General features: G+C 59.2%; 19 protein-coding genes and 1 pseudogene. 17 read left to right on the top strand and 3 right to left on the bottom strand.

Translation table 11 applies throughout. The features are described from left to right. Positions 1 to 2 precede the first annotated feature (2 nt). The 15 genes and pseudogenes from WI560_RS19300 (at position 3) to WI560_RS19230 (ending at position 13,768) form a co-directional block, all read left to right on the top strand. Positions 3 to 554, top strand: a complete 552-nt coding sequence (locus tag WI560_RS19300; RefSeq protein ID WP_375304429.1) for a CopG family transcriptional regulator — start codon at positions 3 to 5, stop codon at positions 552 to 554. Further along, on the top strand, positions 547 to 1,530 hold the full coding sequence (trbB, locus tag WI560_RS19295) for a P-type conjugative transfer ATPase TrbB (RefSeq protein WP_375304428.1): 984 nt from the start codon (positions 547 to 549) through the stop codon (positions 1,528 to 1,530). The genes WI560_RS19300 and trbB overlap by 8 nt, the downstream gene beginning before the upstream one ends. Before the next feature lie 117 nt (positions 1,531 to 1,647). After that, positions 1,648 to 1,917 carry a TrbC/VirB2 family protein gene (locus WI560_RS19290; RefSeq protein WP_130229227.1) on the top strand — a complete coding sequence of 90 codons (270 nt, stop codon included), beginning with the start codon at positions 1,648 to 1,650 and terminating at the stop codon, positions 1,915 to 1,917. Next, positions 1,917 to 2,174, top strand: coding sequence for a VirB3 family type IV secretion system protein (locus WI560_RS19285; RefSeq protein WP_375304427.1), 258 nt, complete (start codon positions 1,917 to 1,919; stop codon positions 2,172 to 2,174). Before WI560_RS19290 ends, WI560_RS19285 begins: the two co-directional genes overlap by 1 nt. Further along, entirely contained in the window at positions 2,168 to 4,738 is a 2,571-nt protein-coding gene (trbE, locus tag WI560_RS19280) for a conjugal transfer protein TrbE (RefSeq protein ID WP_375304426.1), read from the top strand. Before WI560_RS19285 ends, trbE begins: the two co-directional genes overlap by 7 nt. Positions 4,739 to 4,765: 27 nt before the next feature. Next, a complete protein-coding gene (gene trbJ / locus WI560_RS19275; RefSeq protein ID WP_375304425.1) occupies positions 4,766 to 5,518 on the top strand; it encodes a P-type conjugative transfer protein TrbJ in 753 nt (250 codons plus the stop codon). A gap of 11 nt (positions 5,519 to 5,529) precedes the next feature. Next, the gene (trbL, locus tag WI560_RS19270) at positions 5,530 to 6,693 is read left to right on the top strand and encodes a P-type conjugative transfer protein TrbL (RefSeq protein WP_375304424.1); all 1,164 of its coding nucleotides are present in this window, start codon (positions 5,530 to 5,532) and stop codon (positions 6,691 to 6,693) included. A 3-nt stretch (positions 6,694 to 6,696) separates the two neighbouring features. Further along, complete coding sequence (trbF, locus tag WI560_RS19265) at positions 6,697 to 7,398, top strand: conjugal transfer protein TrbF (RefSeq protein WP_375304423.1); 702 nt, start codon at positions 6,697 to 6,699, stop codon at positions 7,396 to 7,398. Then, the gene (gene trbG, locus WI560_RS19260) at positions 7,395 to 8,420 is read left to right on the top strand and encodes a P-type conjugative transfer protein TrbG (protein WP_375304422.1); all 1,026 of its coding nucleotides are present in this window, start codon (positions 7,395 to 7,397) and stop codon (positions 8,418 to 8,420) included. The genes trbF and trbG overlap by 4 nt, the downstream gene beginning before the upstream one ends. 83 nt (positions 8,421 to 8,503) lie before the next feature. Beyond that, positions 8,504 to 9,694: a TrbI/VirB10 family protein gene (locus tag WI560_RS19255; RefSeq protein ID WP_375304421.1), complete on the top strand. Its 1,191-nt coding sequence runs from the start codon at positions 8,504 to 8,506 to the stop codon at positions 9,692 to 9,694. Between the two features lie 3 nt (positions 9,695 to 9,697). Next, positions 9,698 to 9,982 (top strand): DUF2274 domain-containing protein, encoded by a 285-nt coding sequence (locus tag WI560_RS19250; protein WP_375304420.1) that lies wholly within the window; start codon positions 9,698 to 9,700, stop codon positions 9,980 to 9,982. A gap of 347 nt (positions 9,983 to 10,329) precedes the next feature. Then, entirely contained in the window at positions 10,330 to 10,677 is a 348-nt protein-coding gene (locus WI560_RS19245) for an HGGxSTG domain-containing protein (RefSeq protein ID WP_375304419.1), read from the top strand. 365 nt (positions 10,678 to 11,042) lie between these two features. Then, positions 11,043 to 11,849, top strand: a pseudogene (locus WI560_RS19240) (alpha/beta hydrolase); the annotation flags it as partial. A 222-nt stretch (positions 11,850 to 12,071) separates the two neighbouring features. Beyond that, positions 12,072 to 12,827, top strand: coding sequence for an alpha/beta hydrolase (locus WI560_RS19235; RefSeq protein ID WP_375308868.1), 756 nt, complete (start codon positions 12,072 to 12,074; stop codon positions 12,825 to 12,827). A 200-nt stretch (positions 12,828 to 13,027) separates the two neighbouring features. Continuing rightward, a complete protein-coding gene (locus tag WI560_RS19230; RefSeq protein ID WP_375304418.1) occupies positions 13,028 to 13,768 on the top strand; it encodes a hypothetical protein in 741 nt (246 codons plus the stop codon). Positions 13,769 to 14,158: 390 nt separating this feature from the next. Here WI560_RS19230 and WI560_RS19225 read toward each other — a convergent pair whose 3' ends face one another. The 3 genes from WI560_RS19225 to WI560_RS19215 all read right to left on the bottom strand — a co-directional run bounded on the left by WI560_RS19225 (position 14,159) and on the right by WI560_RS19215 (position 21,326). Beyond that, positions 14,159 to 18,151, bottom strand: a complete 3,993-nt coding sequence (locus WI560_RS19225) for a hypothetical protein (protein ID WP_375304417.1) — start codon at positions 18,149 to 18,151, stop codon at positions 14,159 to 14,161. 442 nt (positions 18,152 to 18,593) lie between these two features. Beyond that, complete coding sequence (locus WI560_RS19220; protein WP_375304416.1) at positions 18,594 to 19,322, bottom strand: SOS response-associated peptidase; 729 nt, start codon at positions 19,320 to 19,322, stop codon at positions 18,594 to 18,596. A 15-nt stretch (positions 19,323 to 19,337) separates the two neighbouring features. Then, positions 19,338 to 21,326, bottom strand: a complete 1,989-nt coding sequence (locus tag WI560_RS19215; RefSeq protein WP_375304415.1) for an acyltransferase family protein — start codon at positions 21,324 to 21,326, stop codon at positions 19,338 to 19,340. Between the two features lie 320 nt (positions 21,327 to 21,646). Between WI560_RS19215 and WI560_RS19210 the strand changes: the two genes are divergently transcribed. Beyond that, a complete protein-coding gene (locus tag WI560_RS19210) occupies positions 21,647 to 21,874 on the top strand; it encodes a hypothetical protein (protein ID WP_375304414.1) in 228 nt (75 codons plus the stop codon). Between the two features lie 28 nt (positions 21,875 to 21,902). After that, a complete protein-coding gene (locus tag WI560_RS19205; RefSeq protein WP_375304413.1) occupies positions 21,903 to 23,483 on the top strand; it encodes a recombinase family protein in 1,581 nt (526 codons plus the stop codon). Positions 23,484 to 23,507: the final 24 nt, after the last annotated feature.

The raw sequence follows: 23,507 nt of genomic DNA, 5'->3' as shown, positions 1-23,507 counted from the left end.
CGATGAAACCGAAACTGTCAGCCTATGTCAGCGATAGCGTGGCGCAGCGGCTTGAGCTCGCAGCCAAACGTCCCGGAGCCAACAAGTCAGCCATTGTCGATGCTGCGCTGGATCGCTTCCTCAATCCCGAGCGGGACACGAGCGGCGATGCGGCGCTGATCCGAAGGCTGGACCGGATGAGCCGGCAACTGGAACGAGCCGACCGCGACGTGAGCGTCCTGGCGGAGACCATTGCGCTCTTCATCCGCTACTACCTGACCATCACCCCGCCATTGCCTTCCCAAGACCAGGATGCAGCTCGCGCGCTCGGACGCGAGCGGTTCGAGATGTTTGTCGCCCAGGTCGGCAAACGCGTCGCCTCAGGTGGCCGCCTTGTCGCCGACGTCATGGACCGCGTCAGCGCCTCGAAGCCGGATCTGTTCATGCGGAACATCGAGGAGGGCGCCCCTCTGGGCGCTGCCCAACACAGCGATATCGGATCCCGCGCGCAGAAAGCGGCGGGCGAGCCGCCGGAGCATTCTCCGGCAGGGCGAGAGGAGGCCGGCAATGTCTGATCTCCTCTCGCCAGAAACTCGCGAACGACGCCGGGGAATGCTGCGGACCGCGATGGGACCTGCAATCGCGCTCGCTCTGGAAGAGCCTGATGTCGTCGAGGTCATGGTCAATCCTGATGGAAGACTTTGGCTTGATCGGCACGGGACGGGCCGCGCTGATACCAGTGTCGTTCTGACACCGCAGGAGTCCGAGCGGATCATCCGTCTAGTCGCCAGCCATGTGCGGGCGGAAGCGAGCGGTTCCTCTCCCATCGTCTCGGCTGAACTGCCCGAAACCGGCGAGCGCTTTGAAGGCATCTTGCCGCCGGTCTCGCTCGCGCCGTGCTTTGCGATCCGCAAGCCCGCAACGACCACGTTCCGTCTGTCCGATTACGTCAAGGCGCAGATTGCATCGCCATTGATGGCAAAGGTGCTGACCGCTGCGGTCACCGAGGCGCGCAGCATCCTGATCGCCGGCGGCACAGGCTCGGGCAAGACGACGCTTGCCAATGCGCTTCTTGCCGAGATCGCCGGCCTCGAAGAGCGGGTGGTGATCATCGAGGATACCCGTGAGCTGCGCTGCGATGCCAAGGATGCCGTGACGCTCCGGACCAAGCCGGGAGTGGCGAGCCTTGCCGATCTTGTTCGTTCCACGCTGCGCTTGCGGCCAGACCGCATCATCGTCGGTGAGGTCAGAGGGGCCGAAGCCCTCGATATGCTGAAGGCCTGGAATACGGGGCACCCCGGCGGGATCGCCACGGTCCATGCCAACTCTGCCCGCGCTGCACTCTACCGGATCGAGCAGCTCATCCAGGAAGCGGTCGCAACAGTGCCGCGCCGGCTGATAGCCGAGGCAATCGACCTGATCGTCTTCATCAAAGGGCGGGGCCCGGCACGGCGCGTCGAGGCCGTCGCCGAGCTCAAGGGCCTCGATCCGTCAGGCGACTATTTGCTCGAAACCCCGCCCGGACTTCCAAACACCTCCCACCGCCCCTGACCTGAAGGAGACTGCAATATGTCCATTCGACTGCGTCTAGACGTGCGTTCGCGCCTGCGTGGCTTCTGTTCCGTCAGCGGCTTGCCTCTGTTCGAGCTCGGCGCGGCCTCGGCCTGCATGCTGCTCAGCGTCACGGCGGCACACGCCGCTGGTTCCGGCATGCCATGGGAGGCACCGCTCGAACGCGTCCTGGAATCCGTGCAGGGGCCCGTCGCCAAGATCGTCGCCGTCATCATCATCACGGTGACCGGCATATCGCTGGCCTTCGGCGACACCTCCGGCGGATTCCGCAAGATGGTCCAGGTCGTGTTCGGCCTCTCGATCGCTTTCGCCGCGAGCTCCTTCTTCCTGTCGTTCTTCTCGTTCGGTGGCGGAGCACTGATCTGATGCGTGCGGAAGGTTTTGAACTCGTGCTTCACCGCTCGCTGACCGAGCCCATCCTGATCGGCGGCGCCCCGCGTGCCGCCGCCATCCTGATCGGGACCTTGTCGGCCGTGCTGGCGCTCGGCCTGCGGCTTTGGCTCGCAGGCCTCGTGCTCTGGGTCATCGGCCACAGCGCAGCCGTTTGGCTCGCCAATCGCGACCCGGCCTTCGTCGAAGTCGCCATCCGTCACACCAAGCACAAAGGGCGGCTCGCATGCTGAACTTGAGAGAATTCCGCGGCAATGCCCATCGGCTGGCGGATTGGTTGCCATGGGCCTGCCTGGTCGCTCCAGGCGTCATCCTCAATAAGGATGGCAGTTTTCAGCGGACGATACGCTACCGCGGGCCGGACCTCGACAGTGCCACCGAGGCCGAACTGATGAGCGTCACTTCACGCGTCAACAACGTCTTGAAGCGTTTCGGGTCGGGCTGGGCTCTCTTCTTCGATGCCACGCGCATTCCAACTGGCGAGTATCCGCGGTCGGAATTCCCTGATGCGGTGTCCTGGCTGGTGGATGAAGAGCGGCGGGCCGCGTTCTCCGGCGCCGCTGGGGTGGCGTGGGAGGATCCGTCGCGCCCCGGTGGGCAGCATTTCGAGAGCTTGCTGCATCTGACCTTGATGTACCTGCCGCCTGCCGAAACGGTCTCGCGCCTCGAAGGCCTATTTCTCGAGCGGCCCAAGGAGAGGCATAGCACGGGCGGGAAGGGGAAGCGCGTTCGTCGCGGCCAATCGGTCGAGCGCCCTCCGCAAGGCGACATCCAGGACGGCGAGATTGACGAGCAGCAGAGATTTGACAGCAACGAGAAAGGCTATCTCGATCATCTTCAGAGGTTCGTCCAGGAAACCGACCGGGCGATCGATCTGCTCTCGTCGGTCTTGCCCGAGATCTGGCCTCTGAACGACGCGGACGCGCTCACCTATCTTCATAGCTGCGTCTCGACCAAGCGTCACCCGGTCAGCGTTCCCAAGATACCAGCCTATCTCGATTGCTTCCTGAGCGATGAGCCGTTGACCGGTGGATTGTCCCCGGCGATCGGGCGGAGCCATCTGCGCGTACTGACTGTCCTTGGCTTTCCGCATGTCACGTTTCCTGGCCTGCTTGATGAACTGAACCGGCTTGGCGTTGCCTACCGCTGGGCTACGCGGTTTATTCCACTTGATCGCACCCAGGCCAACGCGACGCTGTCGCGCTACCGGCGGCAATGGTTTGCCAAGCGGAAGTCGCTTGCTGCGATCCTCAAAGAAGTTATGTTCAACGAGCAGGCCGCGCTGCTCGACACCGACGCGAGCAACAAGGCACTCGACGCCGACGCGGCGCTTTCCGAGCTTGGCGACGATCTGGTTGTCTTCGGCTATATCACCACGACCGTCACCGTCAGTGACGAGGACGCGCATCAAGCAGACGAGAGGATCCGCGCGGTCGAGCGGGTGATCAATAGCCGTGGTTTCACCGCGATCCGCGAGAGCGTCAATGCGGTGGAGGCCTGGCTCGGAGGCCTGCCGGGTCAAGCCTATGCCAACATCCGCCAGCCGATCGTTCACACGCTGAACCTCGCCCATATGTGCCCATTGTCGGCGGTATGGGCTGGACCCGAGCGGTGCGAGCACCTTGATGGCCCGCCGCTCCTGATCGCCAAGACCAAGGGGGCGACCCCGTTCCGGTTATCGCTTCACGCCGGCGATGTCGGGCACACCATCATTGTCGGTCCAACGGGCGCGGGCAAGTCGGTGCTACTTTCGATGCTCGCGCTGCAATTCCGTCGCTACCCGAATGCTCAATTGATCACGTTTGACAAGGGCCGGTCGGCACGGGCCACCACGCTGGCGCTGTCGGGCGCCTGGTACGAGCTAGGTGCCAAGGGTGGCATCGCCTTTCAGCCGCTCAAGGATGTCGCTGAGGAGGGCGCTCGGCTCTGGGCGCTCGACTGGCTATGCGGCGTGCTCGCCCACGAGCGCGTGACCGTGACGCCCGAGGTCAAGGAGACGCTCTGGTCGGCACTGAGGAGCCTTGGGTCTGCGCCCGTCTCACAGCGGACGATGACCGGCCTCGTGGCGCTGCTTGCTCGCGACGCCCTGCGGCAGGCGCTGCAGCCTTACACGCTGGAAGGGCCCTACGGCCGCTTCCTGGACGCAGACGCCGACCGCCTTTCCGGTGCGGACGTGCTCACCTTCGAAATGGAAGAGCTGATGGCGTTGCCTGGCCTAATGGCGCCCGTCCTGACCTATCTTTTCCATACGCTTGAAGACCGCTTCGACGGCCGGCCCGCGCTGCTTGTGCTGGATGAGGCTTGGGTATTTCTGGACGACCCACTGTTCGCAAGCCGGATTCGCGAATGGCTGAAGACGCTGCGCAAGAAGAACGTGGCTGTCATTTTCGCGACCCAGTCGCTTGCCGATATCGTCGACAGTCAGATTGCGCCCGCAATCATCGAATCCTGTCCAAGCAGGATATTCCTGCCAAACCCACGAGCCCTGGAGCCGACCCAGACCGAGACCTATCGCCGGTTTGGATTGAATGACACCCAGGTGCGCCTGATCGCGGAAGCCTTCCCCAAGCGCGACTACTATCTGCAGTCCCGCGCCGGCAATCGCCTATTCGAACTCGGCCTCGGACCGGTGGCGCTCGCCCTGGTCGCGGCATCCTCGCCCGAGGATCAGCGAGCGATCGACGCCGTCCTGGCCCGCTCCGGTCCCCATCACTTTGCCAAGCGCTATCTCGCCGAGCGAGACATGCACTGGGCCGCGAACCTGATCAGCACCTTCGAACAAGCCCACGAGATCTGACCTCAACCTCTATCCCTGGAGTCTTCCATGCTCGAACGTATCGGCCGCGCGCTTACGGGTACAACCTCAAGAGTTGTCATCACGACGCTACTATCTTTCGTCATTGCCGTGAACGGGTCGCGACGGCTCGGAGCGTTCGATATCGTCTTCGATCCGACGAACTACAGTCAAAATCTACTGACTGCCGCACGTGCTCTTGAACAGATCAACAATCAGATCAGGAGCCGCGAAAACCAGGCGCAGTCGCTGCTCAATCAAGCCAAGAACCTCGCGAGCCTGCCCACAAGCGTCGTCGGTCAGCTCACGTCGACGATCAATCAGATGAACAGCCTGATCGCTCAGGCGAAAAACCTCTCGTTTGATGTTCAGAAGACGCAGCAGGACTTTGAGCGGCTTTATCCCCGCCAATATGCGGCAGCCGTTTCGTCCGACAAGATGGTTCTGGATGCGACGTCGCGCTGGGACAACAGCTACGACGGACTGAAGCAGGCGCTCACCATCCAGTCGGCCATCGTCGGTTCTCTGGATCAAGATGGCCAGACGCTTCGAACGCTGATGGCGAATTCGTCCGCTGCGGTCGGCTCGTTGCAGGCGCAACAGTCCGGCAACGAACTGCTCGGCCTACAGATCAAGCAGTCGTTGCAGACTCAGGCACTGCTGGCAACCCAGGCGCGCGCGGACACGTTGCGGGCGGCCGAACAGCAGGCGTCGTCTGCCGCTGCGAAGGAGCGCTTTAACCGCTTCATCGGCGATGGCCATGCCTACACCGGCGGAAAGTAGGTGAGGGCGCCATGGCTGATCTCTCCGTCATTGACCGCTTCACCGAGACATTCTCGCGCTACATCGATTCCGGCTTCGGGCTCCTGTCGGGCGATGTCTCATTCCTGAGCTCCACATTGATCGGCATCGACCTGACGCTTGCCGGACTTGCCTGGAGCATGCGCGCCGACGACCACATCATGGTCACGCTCGCCAAGAAGGTGCTTTATGTCGGCGCATTCGCGTTCATTATCGGCAACTTCAAGAGCCTTGCCGATATCGTCTTTGCATCGTTCTCCGGGATTGGACTGAAGGCGTCTGGCGGGAGCTTAAGCGCCGCTGATCTGGCGCGGCCAGGCTTTGTCGCCTCTGCCGGGTTCACGGCCGCCCATCCTCTCCTGGAGGAGACCGGACAATTCTCGGGCTTTGATGTCCTGACCAACCTGCCGACGATCCTGATCCTGCTGTTCTGCTGGATCCTGATCGTGCTCGCGTTCTTCGTTCTGTCGGTGCAACTCTTCGTCACGCTGATCGAGTTCAAGCTGACGACGCTCGCAAGCTTCATTCTCGTGCCGTTCGCGCTGTGGGGAAAGACCGCGTTCCTTGCGGAAAAGACGCTCGGCAACGTCGTCGCTTCCGGGGTGAAAGTGATGGTTCTTGCGATCATCATCGGCATTGGCTCGACCATCTTCGGTCAGCTCGCGAGCACGTTGACGCGCCCGGTGGATATCGTGTCGGCCATGAGCCTGTTGCTGGCGGCCCTCTCGCTGTTTGGCCTTGGCGTCTTCGGCCCAGGAATCGCGGCCGGATTGGTCTCAGGTGCGCCCCAGTTAGGGGCCGGTGCAGCCGCTGGAACGGTGGCAGGCGCGGCTGCTGTCGTGATTGGCGGCGGAGCGGCCGCCGCCGGAGGCTTGCGACTTGCGGCGGGCGGCTCAATGGCCGCCGTCCGCTCTGCGGCGTCGCTCACGGGGACGTCTTCTTCTGCGGGCACAGCGGCCCGCGCCTTGGCGGTGGATCAAGTCTCGAGTGCCGGCGCGGGCGGCATAGCGAGTGGCGGAGCCACCGCAGGCGCGGGTCGGGCAACCGCCTCGTCAGTACGGGGACACGCGAGAGAAGCAGCACAAGTCGCCGCTCACACCCTGAAGGAGGGGGACAAGGGCGGGCATTCGTCGGGCCCGAAGCTGGGGGAGGAGTAAGATATGGCTCACCCCTTTCAGCGCGTGTCCGTCCGCTATGGCGAGACGCCCGAGCCGGTCACCCCCTATCAGAAGGCAGCCCAGGTCTGGGACGAGCGATTAGGGTCTGCCCGTGTGCAAGCCAGCAACTGGCGGCTGGTAGCTCTGGCAGCTATCGGTCTGTCCGGTGTGCTCGGATTGACAATCTTCACCCAGATCGCCCGCTCAGGCGTCACTCCCTACGTGGTCGAGGTCGATCGGCTCGGCGAAGTCCGAGCAGTCGGGCCGGCGCTCGAGGCCTACCAGCCGTCGGACGCGCAGATCGCGCATTTCCTTGCGCGCTTCATCGAGAACGTCCGCTCACTGTCGATCGATCCGGTCATCGTCCGTGCGAACTGGCTGCGTGCCTACGACTTTGTCACAGACCGCGGAGCGCAAGCCTTAAACGATTACGCGCGCGAAGCCGATCCGTTCACAAAGATCGGCTCCAAGACCGTGACGGCCGAGGTCACGTCCGTAGTCCGCGCGTCCGGCGACAGCTTCGAGATCCGCTGGAAAGAAAACACCTTCGAGAACGGGTCGATCGCAAAGACGGAGCGCTTCACGGGTCTCGTCACCACCGTTCTCAAACCACCTGCGGATGCTGAAACGCTGCGGAAGAACCCGCTCGGCCTCTACGTCCATTCCCTCAACTGGTCGCGCGACCTCATTGGAGACGCCAAATGAATTCCAAAGCCCTCACCAAGCTCGCGTCGGCCAGTGTCCTTGCCTTGTCGGTTGGGCTTGGCGGATGCGCCACCAAGCTCAATCTCGAAGCGCCCTATGATGAGATGACATTCGAGAAGGCCCTTCCAGAGAGCGATCCGCCGGCGCCGGTGCAAGTCGTCGAAACGCCCAAGGTCTTGCCTTTGCCGGGCCAGTTGAAGCCTTTTCCGACGAAGGGAGCCAAGGAGGAAAAGCTGCCGCCGGAACAGGCGATCGCCAAGGCCAACAAGGCGGCGAGGATGGAGCCGACACGCGCCGGATATATCAACGCCATCCAGGTCTACCCCTGGACGGAAGGTGCGCTCTACCGGCTCTACGCAAGCCCGGAGAAGGTTTCGACCATTGCGCTTCAACCGGGCGAGGAACTGATCGATGTCTCCACCGGAGATACGGTTCGCTGGGTAGTCGGCGATACGTCGAGCGGGCAGGGCAACTCCCGCCGCGTGCACATCCTGGTGAAACCGACGCTGCCGGATATTCAGACCAACCTCGTGGTCCTGACTGACCGGCGCGCCTATCACCTCGAGCTCGTCTCGACCAAGCAGACCTATATGGCGTCTATCTCCTGGACGTATCCGACCGATACGCTCGTCGCGCTCCATAAGCAGAACGTCGCTGCCCAGGAAAACGAAGAGCGCGTCGCCGATCGCGGCGTCCGGCTCGATAGCCTGAACTTCCGCTACCGGATTGAAGGAGACGATCCGCCGTGGCGACCGGTGCGTGCCTTCGACGACGGCCGCAAGGTCTACATCCAGATGCCGTCCGGCCTGTCGCAAGGGGAGGCGCCGCCCTTGTTCGTTGCCGGAGCCGACGGCCGGCCGAACCTGGTCAACTACCGGGTCCGCGGTTCCTACTACATCGTCGATCGGATGTTCGGCGCCGCCGAGCTTCGCCTTGGTGAAGATCCGCAGCGCATCGTCCGGATCATCCGCATCGATGCGCGACCGGTGTCGCAGGTCTTCAGCACCGGGAGCGCCTCATGACAACGGGATTGGACCAGGATCCGGAGCCGCTTGAACTGCGAGCCCGTCCGCGGCCCGTTCGGCGCCTCAACAGGCGCGCCCTCATGATCGGCTGCGCGGTCGCGGCGCTGTTTGTTGGTGGAGCGATACTCATTGCGCTCCGACCGCACTCCTTCAGGCCGTTGGAGCGGACGGAGCTTTACAATACCGACCGCAAGCAGACGGCCGAGGGCTTGAGCAAGCTGCCTAAGTCCTATGAGGAACTGCCGCCATCGACGCCGCGGCTTGGACCGCCGTCGCCCGGGGACATTGGCCGGGCCTTTGCCGAAAACGAAAAGAAGGCCGGTGTGGCATCGGAAGTTGGTTTCCGGGCTAGTCCGGAGGAAGATGCCGAGCGGGCCGAGCGGATTCGGCAGACGCGTGTTGCTCAGCAGGCAAAGGAGTCGGGCTTGTTCGTCCGCCTGTCGGAAAAGCAGGACAAGCGCAAGCAGGCGAGTACGACCGAAGCACCGAATGCTGTCCCATCCGCATTCCGGCCTTCAACGCCTGATACCGGGCCGTCCGCTGCGGAGCTCGCAAAGACGGCACAGGCTATGATCGACCGCTCCAGCGAAATCATTCCCTCGTCGCAGGCGCGAAAGCTGGCATTCGTGGGAGCGAAAGCCGACACGGAGACCACCAACCCCCATGCGCTCAAACCAGCACCATCCACCTATGCGGTGATGGCGGGGTCGATCATTCCGGCGAGTCTAGTGACGGGCCTGAATTCGGACTTGCCTGGGGCGACCATCGGCCAGGTAACCGAGAACGTGTACGATACGGTAACCGGCGAGCACCTCTTGATCCCGCAGGGGACAAGGATCTTGGGCAAGTACGACAGCGTCGTCGCCTTTGGCCAGAAGCGGGCGCTGGTCATCTGGAGCCGGCTTATCCTGCCGAACGGAAATTCAATCGTGATCGAGAACCTTCCGGCGACGGACGTCGCCGGCTACGCCGGCCTTGAGGACCAGGTGGATTTCCATACCTGGCAGTTGCTTAAGGGCGTGGCCTTGGCGACCCTGATCGGGGTGGGAACCCAGCTATCGATCGGCAACGACGAGAGCGATCTCGTGAAGGCGCTGCGGGAAAGCACGCAGCAAACGACTAATCGTGCGGGACAGCGCCTGGTGGAGCGCGCGCTCGACGTGCAGCCGACGATCACGGTACGGCCCGGATGGCCGCTGCGGGTGATTGTTTCAAAGGATCTGGTTCTGAAGCCGTACCAGGATGTTCAAACAGCGGCGAAGGGAAGGTGAGGAATGAAGCTTGCGAGGCTACCCGATCGGATGCCGGTGAAGATGAGCGTTGTACTCACGCCGGGTCTCGCACAGCGGCTGCGAGAGTATGCTGACTTCTACGCCGAGACCTACGGGACCAAGGAGGAAGTGGGTGAGCTGATTCCGTTCATGCTGGAGGCGTTTCTTGATGGCGACGCGGATTTCAAACGAGCCAGCCGGGCAGGCGGCGCGAAGGACTCGACGATTGGTACGCCCCGACGTCTCATTAATCCGTCTACCCACAAAGAGCCGGGAGAGAGCCCCTAGCAAGAGCAAAGAAACGTCTTATCCGCCCGCTACCAGGGAGGAACCGAGCCAGAGATTTCCGTCATCTAGACCGGAGTGATCGGTTCGCTTGATATCCGGCTGATTGCATCCTTCACTAGGCTGATAGAACACTCAAGTCGCTGCAGAAGCGAATTTAGGTCTGAAACAGTTGCTTCCTCCATCCGAAAGCAGAAGTTGCGGGGGATACTTATCGATATGGATACCGCGCAAAGGCCAGCAAAAGGTCACAGTCGAGCACGTGCACGTCCACGCCGGCGGCCAGGCGGTAGTTGGTGTTGTGGAGACCCAGGGGCCCGGGGGGCTCAAGAAATTGGAGGAACAACCCCATGCGATGCGGAGCGAAAACCCGGAGCGGGAAGCCAGGCCAGTCCCTCGCAATGCCTAACGGCCGCTGCCGGATGCACGGGGGACCGTCACCCGGAGCTCCAAAGGGCAACAAGCACAATCTCAAGCAGGGGCACTACTCTGCTGAGAGCATTGCTCGTCGTCGGGAAATATCAGCCCTGGTACGGGCCGCTAGAGATCTACTCCGAATGCGATCGGGAGGAGATTTGGTCCCGACTGTCCTGGCGGGCCTTGGTCAGACTGTCGGGCCCACTATCAGCGCCCGCCAGGCAAGCCCTGGAGAAACGCCTCCTGGCCGGCGAGCGCATCGGAGTGTCCCAGATCGTTGAAGCCGGCAGGCAAAGCGACCGGTACTGAAGCAATCGGTGGGGTCGGTTTTCTGGCGTCGCATCACAGCATCCCAAACGGTTTGTCCTGAACTGACGGCGCAAAGTTGCCCCTCCACGCCGGAATCGTGGGGCTCCCACGCAGCCATCAGTTCCAGAAACTCAATCGACCTTCTCGCGCGGGAGTTGCGTCCTCCTCGGTAAACGGTACATTGTTTGGGGGGAAGAACGCAGGTGGAAATTGAGCAGTGCGCTTTAGCGGGCTGCGGAAATACGGGGAGCTTGCGGATTATTCAATTGAGGGCTCCAGCGGCGAATTTTTCCGGACCCTCAGATTTTTGATACGATTTATCGCCTGAGGTACCGCCATGAAGCGTGGAATTACGGTTCTAATTGCACTCTCAGCCCTGGCCGTTGCTGCATATTTTACGGCCAGCGAATGGGCCATCAGGCGTGAGACCATCACTTTCTACGACGCCTCGCGCGACAACCGCCCGGTGCCCGTCCAGATCGCGGTGCGGCGCGACAAGGAAATGCAGGCCAATGCCGGCATGATCACGCTGCCGGTCGCGGTGATCAACCACGGCAATACCGTCAAGAACACCGAGTACGGCTTCCTCGCCAACATCTTCGCTGCGCGCGGCTACATGGTCGTGAGCCCGCAGCACGATCTGCCGACCGATCCTCCGATGGCCACCAAGCCCGGCGAGCTCTATGTCGACCGCGTACGGCAAATCCTACGCGGCGTTGCCAATATCCATCACGCCATGCAGGAGTTGAAGAAGGTTCAGCCCAACGCCGACTACGCCAAGGTGACGATGGTCGGCGATTCCGAGGCGCCCAACATCGCGATGTATTTCGCCAAGCAGTATCCGGAGGAGGTCAAGAAGGTCATCACGCTCGACGACATGCTAGTCCCATTCACCGCTGGCAAGTTCAAGATCCTGTCATTTCGCTCCCGCGATCCGCAATCCAAGACCGACCCTGGGGTGCTCCCAAGCGACGAGGAGATGGAAAAAGCGGGCATCCAGGTCGTGAAGACCGAATTCCAGCACAACGACATGAGCGGCAGGGGTTCGGAGGCTTCCAAGAAATCCGTTCAAGATATGCTGGACAAATTCTTGGAAACCACCGACAGCGAGTTGGCGCTCAGAGATACCAAAGCCTTGCAACCGGTGCATTTCGCGACCAACCGCGAAATAGTCGAAAAACCGACCTTGGAGTTGAGTGCGATAACGGACGGACGGAGCGAGAAATTAAAGTACGGTCTCGCTGTGGTCAGTGTTCCGAAGAATCATCAAATAGGAAAAGTTGAGCGACCGAAATTCAAATATTTGACGTGGAAGTTTGAAGCAGAGAGGGATGAGGATCATTTCCGTCTCAAACTGCTCAAACTGATGGGACGCGATTCGTTCGTTACCGATCTGCGGGAGGGGGCGGACAGCGTCCTTCTATTCATTCACGGATATAATGTTCCTTTCCAGGATGCCATCTTTAAGGCGGCGCAGATTGCGTATGATGCAAATTTCGCTGGATCGACCTTGGTATTTTCCTGGCCCTCCGCCGGCGATTGGAAGAAGTACGATTACGATCGAGAAAGCGCGGAGTATTCGATTGGCGACTTACTTCAAATTTTGCGACTTCTCAATGGCGAGATAGGGCAAAAGCGCCTCTACATCGTGGCGCATAGCTTAGGCAACCACGTCCTTGTCGGAGCTCTCCAGCAAGCTGCTCTAAGCAAAGTGACACTCAACATCTCGGAGTTGGTGCTCGCCGCTCCCGATGTGGACAAGCACGTATTCATCAAGAAAGCGAACGACATTAGGACCATCGCAAAGAATATGACCATGTATGTTTCCTCAGCAGACAAGGCATTGCTGGTCAGCGACAAGAAGTCATGGGGTATTCGAGTCGGGTACGTCGGAGACACTGGACCTAATCTAGTTGAGGGGATCGAGACGATCGACGTAACCGCGGTCGGTGATGACATGTTTAGTCTCGATCATAGTACATTCTCTAACAGCAGGGCCGTTTTAGACGATTTGGGGCGCATCATCAGTTCAAGCGAGCATCTTCGGCCCGAAGTGCGCACTCCAACGCTTAAATTGATGCCAAACAAGGAGCAGCTAAAATATTGGCTGTATCCGCATTGATCCTTGCCAGAGCGCGATAGCCGCTTTTTTGCTTCTTCTTTTTTGTCGCAGCTTGGCTTGAGATGGCGTGGTCGGTGTTCTCGAACATTGCTCTCTTGCTTCGGCCAACGACATTCAAGAAGATCCGAGTAGCTCGAAGCAAATAGAACTGCAGATCGGAAGGACAAGGCGTTCCTTTCAACCGAAGGATATTTGACCAATTGGAAAAGACCTACAGATTATCTCGGCCCGAGCGATCCGACGTCGCTAGAGCCCGCATTGCCTTCGAGGCAAACAAGCAGAAGATGCCCGCGACAGAGGCAAGATGGCTCGCCAATTGGGGACGAAGTAGAATCGGCTTGAGCCTCACAGCGGTTGCCGCTCTAGTAGCAAGCTTGGCGGCGTTCTCGGAATCAACGGACAAAATCGCGATCTGGGTAGGTTTGAAGCCTGATAGCCTTCAGATAGCTCAAGACGGCGAGCGAGCGAAATTCTCTCGCGATTTGGCCCGATCAATGTGGTTCAGATTATTCTTGAGCCGGAAAGTTCTGCTGGCCGCAGAGGGGGAATTAACTTCTCTTGAACGCAACAAGCTCTTCGAGCAGTACGACCAGATGCTTTCGGATTGGAATCGCGATCTAATGGTCAATATCATGTCGCTTGCGCAATATTACGACAAAGAAAAGGCGCGCCAATTTGAACGGCAAGTGCAGCCCAGTTTTGTGTGGCTTAATAAATGCCTCGACGATATCAAGCGATCGAAGACCCTGCGGGATGAATGCGAATTTACCGCCGATCCTGGCACCCGAAAAGTCGCAGCCTTTATAGATGATTTGAATGCAAAGCTATATTGCTTCATGACTGGACTTCCGCAGTCTGGAAGAGAATGCTTTCGTCGTGGTGCTGGAATATTTCGTCCCCAGTTAAATGAACGTGACGCAGATGGGGAGGGTGTCCCCTGAGCCCCAAGCGTTCCGAGACTTTTAGTTCGCTGCCGCGTTGAAGGGCGCGCTCGATAGCACCGCTGCGACCCTTGGGCAGAAGAGTCCATTTCTATCCCGGATTGAGAGTTGCCGAGAGCGAGGCTTTCTTGGCGATAAACACTTCAATCTTGGTTAGCCCAGAGAGCCTGCAATCTAGGTCAAGCACGGCCTGGACTACCTCATTGTCATCGAGCACGGCAAGTAGGGCGTCGATTGTTGCCTTTTCATCGAGCCCGCCCGGTTCAACGTGCTGCGCGAGAATGTTCTGGGCGCTTTGGAGCGCAAGCAGAACTCGATTCTCTAAGCGAAACGTTGGTGCCGGTATGCATCATAGAACCGCAAGGAGCGTATGAAGGAAGAAGAGATCAGCTAGGCCTCGATTGGGCTTGAGGGAGAAGGAAACCCGGGCAAAATATACTTCGGCTTTGAGGGCTCCGGCGGTGGCGGAATGTCTAGGGGCTTCTCAAGCATTTCGCCGATGACGTCGCGGGTTCTCGTCTGTTCAGATGGTGACATCAGCGAAAAATCAGGAATCTGGGAACAAATCTCGTCTATGGTCTCGCGCTTTTTCCTAGCCAGCCTTTGACCGGGAGATTCGTCACTCTCGAGGTCGAGCACCATTGATCCAAAAAAGCCGCCTGGTAGTTCGCTGAGGATTGCACCAAGCGCGCTCTCCAACGCGAGATTTCCAAGAGTTTTCATAATTGAGTCCGAGCGCATCACATAAAGAATCCCGCTTGCAGCGGCGAATATGAGGAATGTTCCTTCGAGGGTCGCCGAACCGGCGAGTCCGACCACACGGCGGACGCCCTTCTGTATTTGACCAAAGGCGGTCTCCCAGGTCGCATAGCTCGTAAAAACTTGGCCGAGTCTTAGATCGTACGCGTGGAGGCCTGCATCAAACAGCCTCTTTGTGAAAGTCTTGTCCGATCCGGCCCAAGCATTCGATACCACTTTCCGAAATTGATTGTTTCGAATGAGCTGCGCTGCCTCAAGCGCTCGAGAGTGCCTGCATTCGGTCTCCAGCCACGTCAGAACTGCATCCCTGTTTTGGTTGAAGTTCGTCGTTAGCGAACTCGCGCCGCTGATGCCACGCATCTGCGCCTTATTGTCAATCAGCCACACTTCAAGTGTTGCAGACCGGGCATCCAGCGCGACGAGATCGATCCCTGGGGTCGCAACATGCTTTGTCACATCAGTGAAGAGGATGAGGCCATCTCGTTCGAGGGCTCTGGCCATGAGCACCTCTCCCACGAGCCCAATAAGCTGATTTTTTGTCCAGGCCGGACGAACATAGGTATCGCCAACCTGTTGAAGGTCTAGTGCGCTTTTTGTCAACTCTTGATAAGCAGCCTGCGTTTGCGCGGGGTTCAAAAGACCTTCCTTTTGGGCTCTCCTGAGTACGTCTTGCCAGTCGTGAAGATCTCTTGTCGTTTGCGAAGGCTGCACCGGAGTTGCGCGGGGGCCGCCGATGCCGCCGGCGGCATGGGTTTGTCCGAGTAGATTGCTCGCAATCGTGCCGCCTGAGGCGCTGTCGCCGTATTTAGACTGGATTTGGCGTGCAATATTTGCTGCCTGCGCTATGGAAATGGAATTGTCGGAAAGACGCTTCAGGAGATCAGCAACCGCAACTTGTCCAGACATGTCCCTGAACAGATTGGGCGTTCCAAGAACGGACATTGCCGCGGCAAGGCCAGTTGGGTCGGGCGCGGGGGGTGGATTGACGATGTTGACGAGCGATTGTGGGAAGGGGCTGGGTGTTAGCCCTTCTGGTTGCACGGGGTGCGGGGTTACGGGTGTGGCCCGCCCGATCTCGGGTGCGAAGTGAGGAATGGGCGACTGCTGCCAATCCCAGAAGCGAGTATTGTCGATCACCTCAGAAGAATTGCAATGACCGAGCTTGGCTTCGGCGAAAACGCCTCGCGCCGGCACGGTCACGAGCCGCTCGTCGGCAATCTCACCGAACGGGACGTTATGCAATGCCCGCTCTATCCGAGTGCTCCAATCCAAGTCGGTGCAAGGGAATGCAAGATAATCGCCGATAATCTCGACAGGGCGGTTCTCTACTCGCTCAAGCACGCCAACTGCCGACAACCATAACGCTCTTTCCGACGAGTTCTCGGAGATCAGAATTGCGCGGCTGTAGTGTAGCTTGTGGAAGCGCAAATGATCGAGAAGGAGGGCCTGCAGTGCTTCGTCCTGGATTTCGCTTTCAGGTCGGGCGGGCATGGGCGGCGGTGCCGGAGGTCGCTTCGTCGGCAGATCAATACTCGCGTTGCTTCCGAGGATCAGATGACCGTCGGCATAGTCTTTGTCGACGAGGACGATCTCGTTGCCGCCCGTATCGATACCCGTCACCTTGATCCGAGAGAAGGCGATTATCGAGTCATCGTCATCGGCGTTTTCAAATTTGATGATGGTTGAAACGAGGTCAATGTCTGCCCACGGAACGGAGGCCGTTCCGGACGGCAACTGACCCACAAAGGAGTTGTTCGCGTCCTTCTGCGAGAAAAGGCCAGGAGGGTTGAAGTCGACGCCATTGTTCAGTTGGAGATTTTTGGGGCGCAAGGTCGCGGAGATCCCGATGCCGTCTTTTGGGATCAGCCCACCGCATCTGAGGTCAAACACGAAATAACGGATGTCTACGCCAGGAGAAGGCGTAGTTGGAGGCGCCGGCACCTGCTTGCTTCTGGCGATCCGCTCGACGGCGTCGAAAGCGTCAGCTAAACTCGGATCAAGGAGAGCCGCCTTGAGCGGGACGCGCCGCTCCCGCACGGTCTGGATCGCGTCTGCACCATCGAACCAATCGGTCTTCATCTTGAGCAAAACGGCCGGACGCCGTCGGACGCAACCGGTGACAACCCTAAAATGCCGGAGGACCTCGTAGTAGAGGATCGTGAGAGCGTGCGAATGGTTGTAGTTAACAATCGTTCGAGTCTCGATCGCTTCTTTCTCAGCTTGATTTGAATGAACAACAACTGTGCTGTTAAGCTCCCGCGATGCAGCGCTCGCCTGACTGATGCTGTCACTCAGGTTTTGTACAGTTGTCGCTATGAGGTCCCGGGTTCCGCTGCTGTTTGAGGTGCTGCCGCCCAGGGATCCCGCAAGCCCAGCAGCGAGACCGAAGCCGCCCAGCGTGCCGCTTGCGCCTGCGGACGAAGCAAGCCCCCCGAGGAAACTACTGCCGGCTTGATATTCCTTCACCGCAGCGTTCACAGTTTCGCTCACAACGCGATCGCGATGTTCTTGATGGACGATTTGCTCGTCGATATTCGTATTCTCTTTGCGCAGTGCATTGTCTCGACGCGTCCAGTCGACGACGGCAAGATTGATCGATTCGCCTGGAGCAAGGGGGAGGCTGTATTGAATTGCGCCCAACGAGTGCCCGAGAGGGTACCATGAGATCTTGAAGTCATGAATGACGCCCACTTGCACAGACTCAGAAAGGGCCGATGGCACAATCTCGACGGAATCGCTCAGAGCGGTCACTTGGTAGAAGGAATATTCCTGAAGAGCCGAATTGGCGGGCAAGATAGATTCGCATCCGGGTTCGTTCCCGACCAAAGCAGAAGGTGAGGATGCGAAAGACGCTGGAGATAGCCGCCAGTCTGTTAGACTAGGTAACTGGAGGCTTGGATAGCCACTCGGAGCAACCAGGGAGGCAAGCTCAGTCGAATTGAGCTCAAGCTTCGTGACGATAGCATCGTCCGCGAAACGACACTGCTCAAGCGCATCAAAGATGAGGTCGTCCCGGCCATAAATTGCGAAGCGAGCGGAGGTGCGCGTTGAAGCATCGGGCTGCAATGCGCGTTGTTGCATTGCTTGGATGAGCGCCTTGTAGAGGTCGTCCGGTAGTCTAGAAAGATCAAATGAGAGATATCCAACATGATCGCTTGCGAGGAAGCCCAGCGGAAAAGAGCTGCCGAAGTGAAGCGTTGGCGCTAGGTCGAGTTCGAGTTGCCGTGCCACGATGGGAATTTGGGCCTTGATCGCATCTAATAATGCTGTCCGCGGCACATTCTTGAGCGACGTAACTCCCAGCGCAGCAAAAACGCCATGAATGACGCCTGAGAAGAAGCGCTTTGCGAGATCGGCATCTGTTGCGAGGCGGTCTCTCGCTGTTTTCGTCAAAAGAGCTGCGACGTTTCCGCTGAAGGCGAGCACCGTGTTCGCTAGCCCAAGGCCATCGCTGGCTAAGCTCGGATCAGCTTCACTTAATAAGTTTGTTATCTGCTCATCAAACCGCTGGTCGCGCGCCAAAGACTCAGCAGCCGTTCGGACCTCGGCATAGACAGGAACATTCGCTAGAGGCTTTCCAGTTTTGTCGAGCAAGAAAAGGGAAAGATGCTTTGGTAAGTACATTGAGCCTCCGCTCTGAAACGATTGGCAAGGCACTTAGGTCAACGCAATATGCGCCAGGAGCCGTACGCGGACCGCGTAGCGCTGCCGGTGGAATAGACAGAGTTCGAAAGATCGCACGGGAAGTCACCGTGATCCTCATTACTGTCACATGCAAAGTCAACATCAAACCGCAACCAAGGGGCGAGCGATCATCCTCAGGTGTGGGGTCTATGATCGGACGCATTTGGCCACGCTCTCTGCGCGAAACGATTATGGAACAGTATTTTAGATCCGGGTGAGCTGAGATATGTCCCGAAAGGCTTGCCGCTACGCTGCGGACTCCGGTTGTAGGTTACTCAGGCACAGTTTTCTCGTTCCCACCTTCTGCGCTGAGGCCTTCCCGCGCCATCAGAGCTTGACGGTGCTCCGCGCTCTCGACGAATGCGTGGTCGCAGGGGACCCGTTACGAGCTAAGTTCAGACGATGGATCCTCCTTCACGCCGCGGGCGACGATCCGGAGTGTTCCGTCCGGAAGGGGCCGCTGTAGCTTGAGAGCTTCTTCGGCAGGTGCGTTCATCCAGGTCTCGACCTCCTCGGGCGTGGTCAGGATCACGGGCATCGCCTTCGGGTGGATGGCGCCGACCTCGGCGTTCGGCTCCGTGGTCAAGAAGGCGTAGAGGTCGTTGGTTGTCTGGCCTTCCTTCACCTTCCGAACGGACGTCCAGTTGGTCCAGATGCCGGCGAAGCAGAGGAGCGGCCGGCGCTCGTCGATTGCGAACCAGATGTCGCCGCCCTCGGCCTTGTTGAACTCGCTAAACGAGTTGAACGGCACCACGCAGCGGCTCTCGACACCAAGCCAGCGCGTCCAATGCTTCGACTTCACGTTCCGGATGTTGGTCGTTCCGGAATCCGGCTCCATCCGGAGCAATTCCTTGAAGTCCACCATCTTGCCCTTGGCCTGCAGCTTCTCGGCACGCTTCTTGGTCGCGTCCATCAGCGCCTTCGAGGACGACGGCATGCCCCAGCGCGCGGTCGCGAGCTCGCGGCCGTCGGGACCGTTCCGAACGATCGGCGCCTTATAGTCCGGAAAAACGCCGGGAATGGGCGCAAGATTGCCGATGTATTGATTGACCACGCGAAATAGCGCGCTAATCGCAGCTTGATTGGTCGTGATTGAGTACAGATTGCACATAAAGACGATTGCACTTCAGTCGGAGATGACTTCGCTGGGCGTTCTGGGGAGCGGTGGGGCAGCCTGTTTGCCGCGGATAAACTCAAGGAGTTGGTTTGCGGCTCCCTCGCCAACAAGCTGCGCACCTGCAACGGTGAGGTGATCGACGTCCCAGTAGAGCCAGAGTCCATCCACGGTGGTGGGGCATTCGGCTTCTCGGCACAGATACTGGTCCGGATGTAGCACAGAAACTTGGTCTGGATAGCGGCTCCGCAATTCTTCCAGCATAACATTGAACTCGCGGTTGTCGAGTTTCACCCGATCGAGAGGCACAGATGGACAGGCTTTGCTTGGCGCATGCCAGAGTGGCCCTGGTGCGAAGCGCGACATCGAGCTGCGGCAACCCGGCTCGACCGAGGGCGCGATGATCAAGAAGCGTCGCCCGCTGCTGCCGAGGTCACGGATCGTATTCTCGATACCGTCCCGCCATATCTGCAGCGCTGGAGCTTTGACTTCTGGCGCGAACTCGTTGCGGATCGAACTACCGTAGGTCATCCAGGATTGACTGAGCACGACGGCGGCCCGGCTCTGTCTGATCGCGGCGAGGTAGCTATTACGCTTGCGTTTGCAGTCATCAGAGCCGTCGAAATCGGTCCGCACGAGGCCGGCGAGTAAGGGACAGCCTTCCGCCGTGAACGCTTCTCCCCGCACGCCGGCACGCTTTGCCAACGGGTTCAACGCTGCGACATAATGCTCGGCAAAGGAATCGCCGAGCAGTTGCAAGCCGACAGGATCGCCCAAGGAACCGAACGCGCAATTCGATTGTACGCTCTTAGCACATGGCCAAAATCCAAACCGCTGTAGATCTGCGATCTCGCGCGCCTCCGCCGAAAGCCGCCATGGCCAACCATCCTGACGATTGGCCATGAAGGCAATAGCGGCCAGCGAGACGACCATCGCAGCGGCAGGGCCGGCAACCCGCAGTAGCGACGAGCGACCTTCGCGATAAGGCTGTTCGATCCGCCGATACATCAACTCGGCAAGGGTCATCGCCAGGATGAAGATCAGGGCTTTCGCCGGGACCGACCTGGCGTCATCGCCTGCGATGTAGTTTGCGTAGACGATCAACGGCCAGTGCACGAGGTACAGTGAATAGGAAACCAGCCCGACGCGGACAGCCAGCGGATTAGTCAGAAGAGGCGAGAGGGCGTTGCGATCGCCGGCCAAGATCACGCAGGCTGCGCCCAGACAAGGGATCAGGGCATTCGCGCCGGGGAAGGGGGTTGTACCATCAAAGCTAACGATCGCGTAACCGATCAATGTGAGTCCAGCGGCTGCCAGCAGCGAGCGCAACAGGGCCGAGAGAATCAGCCTCTGCTCCGCAAATATAACTAGCGTTCCGATCGCAAATTCGAAGGCGCGGCAGGTTGGCAGGTAGAATGCGCCCGAATTGTCGGTCGCGAGTGTCGCCTGCGCTATGCCGAGCGAAAGGACTGCAGTGCCCAGAATGAGCAGAGGCAGCGCGCGACCGAGCAATCTGCGCCCCAACAGAAGAATCACGGGCCAGAGGAGATAGAATTGCTCCTCGACGGCCAGCGACCAGAAATGCAGAACCGGGCTTGGATCAGCCGAGCTGGCAAAATACCCGTGGGCGCTGCGCCAGAAATAGAAGTTCGAGACTGATCCCAGCGTCGCCACGACGTCTTGAGCTAAGCCCTTGAAAAGTTCCGGAGAGAACCAAAGGGCACCGATCACCAGGGTGCCGATGGTCGTAACGATTGCTGCAGGAAAGAGCCGCCGGATGCGGCGCTCGTAGAAACGTTGAACCGAAAACTCACCGCGCTCAGCTTCGCTGAGGATGATCCGCGAGATCAGATAGCCCGACACGACGAAAAACAAGTCGACGCCGACAAAGCCACCGCCGAACGGGGGAACCTCCAAATGGTAGAAGACAACGCTCAGGACCGCGATCGCCCGGAGCCCGTCGATATCGCGCCGATGGGAGATTTGTGTGACCAATTGCATGCTGGATCCGTTAACGCCAGATCGTAGCGATCCGCAGATCCGTGCGCACCCGATTTGCATTTAACCTTTCAACATGTTTCACTCAACTAAAGAATGTGCTCACAAGCCATCGAAAACAAAGCGCGGCACGAAGCCTGGAGTCATTGAAGCTTCCGCCGCCCGAAAGCCGATTGAGCTTCTATGGCTCGCAACGAGGGAGGGGCGGGTCGGAGCGTGCGCAGCCGAGTCGAAATGATTTTGATTTGCCGAATTTCGCTTGCTCCGTCGGGCAAAACAGGAGTTTATAGGGCGCTGGCTTCAATCAAGAGAGGACCAGCGCAATGGCCGACGAAGTTGAGAACTCCGATCTTTCCAGGATAGCCAAGCTAAACGGAGATTTCCGAAAGAACTACGGGCCTCTCCTTGGCGCCTTGTTGTATCTGCGCTCGATCAGCGCTGCGCGCGGCCGATCCTGGCTTTGGTCTGCCTTGGCGTCAATCTTAGGTTCGCTTGCGCTGCGCTGGATCGGAAAGCATGGTTCATCTTGGCTTTCAAGTTGGCTGGAATAGGCTCAAGGCACAACGGTAGGGGCGTTCCATGGGAACTGCGCTCACTGTCCAGAATGTCAAGCTGCCTCGACGACGGGAGAATGAGCTCCGGGCGGCACAATACATCCGCATGTCGACTGATCGGCAACAGTACTCAATCGCAAATCAGATGGCTTTGATCGCGGCCTACGCGGCCGAGCATCGGCTCGAGATCGTGCGCACGTATATGGATGAGGGCATTAGCGGGCTGAGGATCAATAATCGGAAGGGGCTGATCGATCTACTCAATGACGTGCAATCGGGAGCCGCTGACTTCGCCACCGTGCTGGTGCGGGACGTCAGCCGCTGGGGGCGGTTTCAGGACACGGATGAAAGCGCCTACTATGAGTTCCTCTGCAAGTTGGCCGGCGTAAAGGTGGTCTATTGCGCTGAAATCTTCGAGAACGATGGAAGCCCGATGTCCGGCCTCTGGAAAAGCATGAAGCGCCTGATGGCGGCCGAGGACAGCCGCGACAAGTCGGCGAAGGTTTTTGCTGGGCATTGCCGAATCGTCGGGCTCGGCTATCGGGTGGGTGGTCGACCAGGCTTTGCACTGCGCAGAGAACTGATCGACGCAACAGGCAAATCGAGGGGCTTTCTACAGCCTGGCGAGCAGAAGGCATTGCACACCGACAGAGTGTTGCTCCGGGCCGGATCTTCCGATGATATCGCAATCGTGCGGTGGATATTCGAAAGCTTCGTTGGCGGAAAGGGGGAAACAGACATCGCCCGCGAGCTGAACGCGAAGGGTGTTCCTAACCATCGCGGTGTGCGGTGGAATCTGCAGATGATTGGCCGCATCCTGCGCAATGAAAACTACATCGGCAACACCGTCTATTATCGGACGTCGAGCTATCTGCGACAGCGTCGCGTCATCAACGGCAAGGTCAAATGGATCCGCAAAGAGGGCGCCCTGGAGCCAATTTTACCGCGCAACGTATTCGATGACGCTCAGCGGATTATCGAGCGTCGGGTGCGGCAGCAGCTGTCGTCCGATATGTTGCTCAAGAAGTTGCGCGTTCTCCAACTCCGGCTAGGCACTTTGTCTGCCGACGCGATCAATCGGACCAAGGGCGTACCCTGCGCGTCTATATATGAACGCCGGTTCGGTAGCCTTCGCAAGGCGTATGCGTTGATCGGTTTCACTCCTCTAGCAGACTACAGCTATCTCGATACGCGTGGCGACCGCATGAGCCTGATCCAGCAACTCGCCGCAGAAATTAGTGCTGGCCTGCCCAACCTCGGCTCCAATCTCATTGCTGAGCGGACTGGAGGCTGCTTGGCAGTCAAAGGGGGATCCTTCATATCATTGCGCGTCGCCCGCTGCTGGCAGCATCCCCAACGGCGCTGTCGGGTCTGGACGTTAAGGCGTAGTGCCAAGCAGCGTCCGGGTATCGTCGTCGTGGTCAGGCTCGACGAGCAGAATAAGCAGCCGCTCGACTATATCCTGGCGCCCATGACCAGTCTTCCAAAACGTCCGCTGATAATGACTCAGGCGGTCGTGCAAAAGAAGTTTCGACATAGATTCAAGGATGCGTCGGGATTGATCAGGGCGTTGAAGGGAAAGCTTAGCAGGAAGGCTTGGAGCTGACGAGCGCTTCAGAACTAAGGCGGT

It is taken from the genome of Bradyrhizobium sp. A11 (genome assembly GCF_042077125.1).
Taxonomy (GTDB): Bacteria; Pseudomonadota; Alphaproteobacteria; order Rhizobiales; family Xanthobacteraceae; genus Bradyrhizobium; species Bradyrhizobium japonicum_B.
Note: the sequence above shows the minus strand (reverse complement) of the source record. Positions and strands in the feature narration are given on the sequence as shown.